Below are 4,099 nucleotides of genomic sequence, written 5' to 3' on the forward strand. Positions count from 1 at the left end.
CAGCGCCTCGCGGGCCGGCCGCGGAGGCGCGGCGGGGGCGACGGCCTCCGACATGGGCACCGGCTCCCCGGCCCGGCGGGCCATGGCCGTCCGGCGCCCCGCCAGCGAGGTCCGGGCGGCGGAGACCATGAGCGGGACGAACGCGAAGAGCGCCGCCGCGCCCAGGACGGAGACCACGGCCCGGACCCAGGAGGGCACCGCGCCCGGTGGGAGCGCGAAGAGCAGCACGCACAGGTTGACGACCACCACGCGGAACGTCCCGGCGCGGTTGATGGCCCGGTGGGCCGCCCGCACGGTCGCCGGCCCTCCCCCCATGGTCACCGGCAGGAGGTAGGTCATGGCCCCCAGCAGCACCTGTACCAGGAAGCCGGCCACGAACGGGACGGTCAGCTGTCCCAGCGCCGCCGCGTCGAAGCCGTGCAGGGCCACCACGAGGACGGCAGCCACCACGGTGACCGTCCACCACAGGACGCCGGCGGCCACGGACCAGCCTGCGTAGTCGGAGGGACGGGCCCGCACCGCGGTCCGGGCCATGACCGCGACCACGGCGCCCAGCCCCGCCGCGTAGACCGCCAGGCCCGCCGCGGCGAGCACGGGGGACCCGGCCAGTGCCGCCGTCCCGGTGAGCACCAGCCCCCCGGTCAGCACGGGCAGCGCCGCGGTGCTGACCCGGGTGGAGAGCTCCGGCATGCGCGTGCGCAGGATCGTGGGCCACAGGGTGAGCGCGGTCCCGGCGACGGTCAGGCCCACGAAGCCCAGGACGTTGGTGACCTCGTGGGCGAGGAGCAGGCGCGCGTGCCAGGCGCCGGCGGGACCGGTGGCCAGGAGCGCGCCGAGGACCGCGCCCACCGGCAGCAGGAAGGCCGCGACCACGTAGTAGCGCACGGTGACGGCGAACCGGGACGGCAGCGCCGTGCGCAGCTGCCGGAGCAGGGCCGCCCCGTGCCAGGCCACCGCGGCGCCCACGGCGGTCGAGGCGACGAGCACCAGCACGTACCAGCCGGTGAGGAGTCCCACGACGAGCAGCACGGTGCCGGCGTTGAGCAGCCCGATCCGGGCCAGCTGCCGACCCCGGGCGTCGTCGGGCACCCGGTTCTTCAGCAGGGAGTCGGTGAAGTGCTGTGACCACACCAGGACCGAGTTGGTCACGAGCCCCAGGGTGACGAGGTGCACCAGCAGCCACCGCGTCTCCGGGAGCCAGCGGTGGAAGAGCACGACGAGGAGCAGGGCCGCCATCCACAGACGGACCGGTCTGCCGGCCCGGCGGTGCCAGGACGTCCGTCCCCGGGGGCGTGCGGATGCGTGCACGGAGCTCACCTGCCCATTTAATTTGCGGATCAGATACTAGTATACGGTGCGGCTGTCGCCGGGTGTGCCGCCTACGATGAGGGCGTGACTGCCGAGATCATCGCGACCCTCATCACCGCCGCCCTGCTCGTCGTCGGGTGCCTCGGCATCATCGTGCCGGTGCTGCCGGGCTCGATCCTGATCGTGGTCGGCCTCCTCGTCTGGGCCCTCACGGTCCAGGCGGTCGAGGGCTGGACCGTGCTGGGGATCGGCTCCGCGCTGGCGATCGCCGGGATGGCCGCGAGCGCCGTGCTCACCGGCACCCGGCTCAAGCGCCGGCAGATCCCCAACCGCTCCCTCCTCTACGCCGCGGCCGGCGCCGTGGTGGGCCTGTTCGTGATCCCGGTGGTCGGGATCTTCGTGGGGTTCTTCGTGGGCCTGCTGCTGAGCGAGACCGCCCGCCAGCGGGACCTCCGGGCGGCGCTGGACTCCAGCTGGGCGGGTCTCAAGGCGGCGGGCCTGGGGATCGTCGTGGAGTTCGCGTGCGCGCTCGCCGCCTCCACGGTCTTCGTGCTGGGCGCGCTGGTCCTCTTCACGACCGCCTGAGCCCGCGAAGCCGGGGACGCCGAGGGCCCGGACACCAGCGGTGTCCGGGCCCTCGGCGTCCCACGGCGCGTCAGCGCCAGGGCAGGGGGACCACCTCGACGTCCTGCCCGGCGGCCACGCCGCCCGGCGGGACCACGGCGATGACGTCCGCGTGGGCGAGCCCGCGGAGCATGTTCGCGCCGACCCGGTCCCGGGGGGCGACCGTCCCGTCCCGGAGGTAGGCGGGCACCAGGGCGGTGACCTTCTGGCCCGGCAGGTCCTCGGCCGCCGGCAGGGTGCGCGTGGCCGGGGGCCGGTCGCTGTGCAGCTTGGCGAGCAGGGGCTGGGCCACCGTGAAGATGCTGGTCATCGCGGCCAGCGGATTGCCGGGCAGGCCCACCACGAAGGGGCCGTCCTCGGGCAGCCGCGCCAGGAACGTGGGGTGGCCCGGGCGCTGGGCGAGGCCGTCGAGCAGGAAGACCGCCCCGAGCTCCTGGAGCGCCGACCGGACGTGGTCGGCGTCGGAGTGCCCGGTCCCGCCGGTGGTGATGACCACCTCGGTGCGGGCGTCGAGCACCGACGCCATGCCGGAGGGCGCCTCGGTCAGGGCGGAGAGCATCGCCTTCGCGGTGTCCTCGACGCGCCGGAGCTGGTCCACGGACCCGCCCAGCATCTCCACGAACGTGGGCAGCTGGGGTCCGAAGGCGTCCCGGACCTGGCCCGGCTCGGGGATGCCGTCCTCGACCACCTCGCTGCCGGTGAGCAGGATCGTCACGCGCGGACGGCGGCGGACCGGGAGCATGTCGTGGCCGCTGACGGCGGCGAAGGCGATGTGCGCCGGGTTGAGCAGGCAGTCGGCGTGCAGGATGACGTCCCCGGCTGCGACCTCCTCGCCGGTGCGGCGGATGTTCTGCCCGTAGGGGATGTCCTCGGCCGAGGGGGCGTGGGCCGCGATCGTGAGCACGGTGCCCTCCTCGGACAGCTGCGCGTACTCGTCCCGCAGCACGGCCCGGGCCCCGGCGGGGACGAGTCCGCCGGTGACGATGCGGGTGGCCTCGCCCGGCTCGAGATTGAGCACCGGGCGGTAGAGCTCCCGCGGCGGGATGGTCAGCATCTTGCGCGGGTCGGTCTCCACGGGCTCGGGGAAGACCACCGTCCACGGCTGGGGGCCGGCCACGGCGTAGCCGTCCATGGCGGAGGAGGCGTAGTGCGGGACCGGGATCGGGGCGGTGACGTCCTCGGCGAGGACCTCGCCGAGCGCCTCCTGCAGGGGCAGCCAGTGGCTGGGCAGCGCGGTGGCGATGTCGTAGGAGAACTGCCGGGCCCGGTGCCAGTCGGCGTCGTGGACGGTCTCGACCTCCTCGGGGGCGCTCTCGGGCGTGCCGCTGTCGTCCTCGATGACGGGCAGCGCGTGCGTGTAGGGGCTGTTGGTGTCGTGGGGCAGGGGCAGTCCGGACATCAGTTCTCCTCGGGGGTTCGGCGGGCGGCGGGGACGAGACCGTCGACGGTCTGCAGCGCGCGGTCCAGGACGCGGCGCTCGTCCTCGCCCGCGGCCGCGGCGCGGCCCACGTGGTAGCCGAGCAGGTAGGCGGTGGGCGGGACGGCGGGGCGCACGGTGCCGTGGGCGATCCTGCCGGTGAGTCCCAGCACGGCGTCCAGGGGGAGGCCGGCGTCGGGCACGTCCAGGGCCGCCCGCACGGCCTCGACCCACCGCTCCAGGATCTCGTGCTCGGACGGGCTCAGGTCCTTGGGCATGCGCCGCTCCTCCCGGGCGGTGGGGCCGCCCGCTCGTGGTCAGGTCAGGTGGTGCCTGTGCACATCGTCCCACGTATCGACGTCCGCGGTGGCGTCCTCGGGCACGGTGACGTCCCGGAGCGGGAGCTCGCGCACGAACGAGAACACGGACCGGTCCGCGGCGTCCTGCCCCGCGAAGGCCCGGCGCAGCACGTCGCTGCGGTAGAGGGCGGCGAGGGGCTGGCGGTGGCCGTCGGGCGGGACCGACACGTAGCCGGCGGCGCCGTCACCGGTCCGGGCCGCCTCCAGCAGGAGGGGCACGGCTCGTGACACCCCGGGCATGTCGCACGCCAGGGTCAGGGTCCACTGCGCGGCGGGCAGGGCGTCGAGGGCGCGCAGCCCGGCGGCGATGCCCGCGGCCGGGCCGGAGAACGGCGGGTCCTCCCGGGTGCGCAGCACGTGCGCGGGGACGGCCGGGTCCGCCGGGCCGACG

The 4,099-nt window shown here is 75.3% G+C and carries 4 protein-coding genes and 1 pseudogene; 1 reads left to right on the forward strand and 4 read right to left on the reverse strand.

Translation table 11 applies throughout. From position 1 onward, the window contains the following. A pseudogene (locus CRM73_RS18410) lies at window positions 1–1,236 on the reverse strand (copper oxidase); the annotation flags it as partial. Window positions 1,237–1,392: 156 nt separating this feature from the next. Here CRM73_RS18410 and CRM73_RS18415 point away from each other — a divergent pair. Next, window positions 1,393–1,893 carry a DUF456 domain-containing protein gene (locus CRM73_RS18415; RefSeq protein ID WP_035925832.1) on the forward strand — a complete coding sequence of 167 codons (501 nt, stop codon included), beginning with the start codon at window positions 1,393–1,395 and terminating at the stop codon, window positions 1,891–1,893. Window positions 1,894–1,963: 70 nt separating this feature from the next. Here CRM73_RS18415 and CRM73_RS18420 read toward each other — a convergent pair whose 3' ends face one another. The 3 genes from CRM73_RS18420 to CRM73_RS18430 form a co-directional block, all read right to left on the reverse strand. Then, window positions 1,964–3,331, reverse strand: a complete 1,368-nt coding sequence (locus tag CRM73_RS18420; RefSeq protein WP_109222263.1) for a molybdopterin molybdotransferase MoeA — start codon at window positions 3,329–3,331, stop codon at window positions 1,964–1,966. Further along, window positions 3,331–3,627 carry a DUF6457 domain-containing protein gene (locus CRM73_RS18425; RefSeq protein WP_051063815.1) on the reverse strand — a complete coding sequence of 99 codons (297 nt, stop codon included), beginning with the start codon at window positions 3,625–3,627 and terminating at the stop codon, window positions 3,331–3,333. The genes CRM73_RS18420 and CRM73_RS18425 overlap by 1 nt, the downstream gene beginning before the upstream one ends. 39 nt (window positions 3,628–3,666) lie before the next feature. Then, on the reverse strand, window positions 3,667–4,099 hold a 433-nt coding region (locus CRM73_RS18430), incomplete at its 5' end, for an NTP transferase domain-containing protein (protein ID WP_229588703.1).

It is taken from the genome of Kocuria sp. CCUG 69068, from assembly GCF_020833785.1.
Taxonomy (GTDB): domain Bacteria; phylum Actinomycetota; class Actinomycetes; order Actinomycetales; family Micrococcaceae; genus Kocuria; species Kocuria rosea.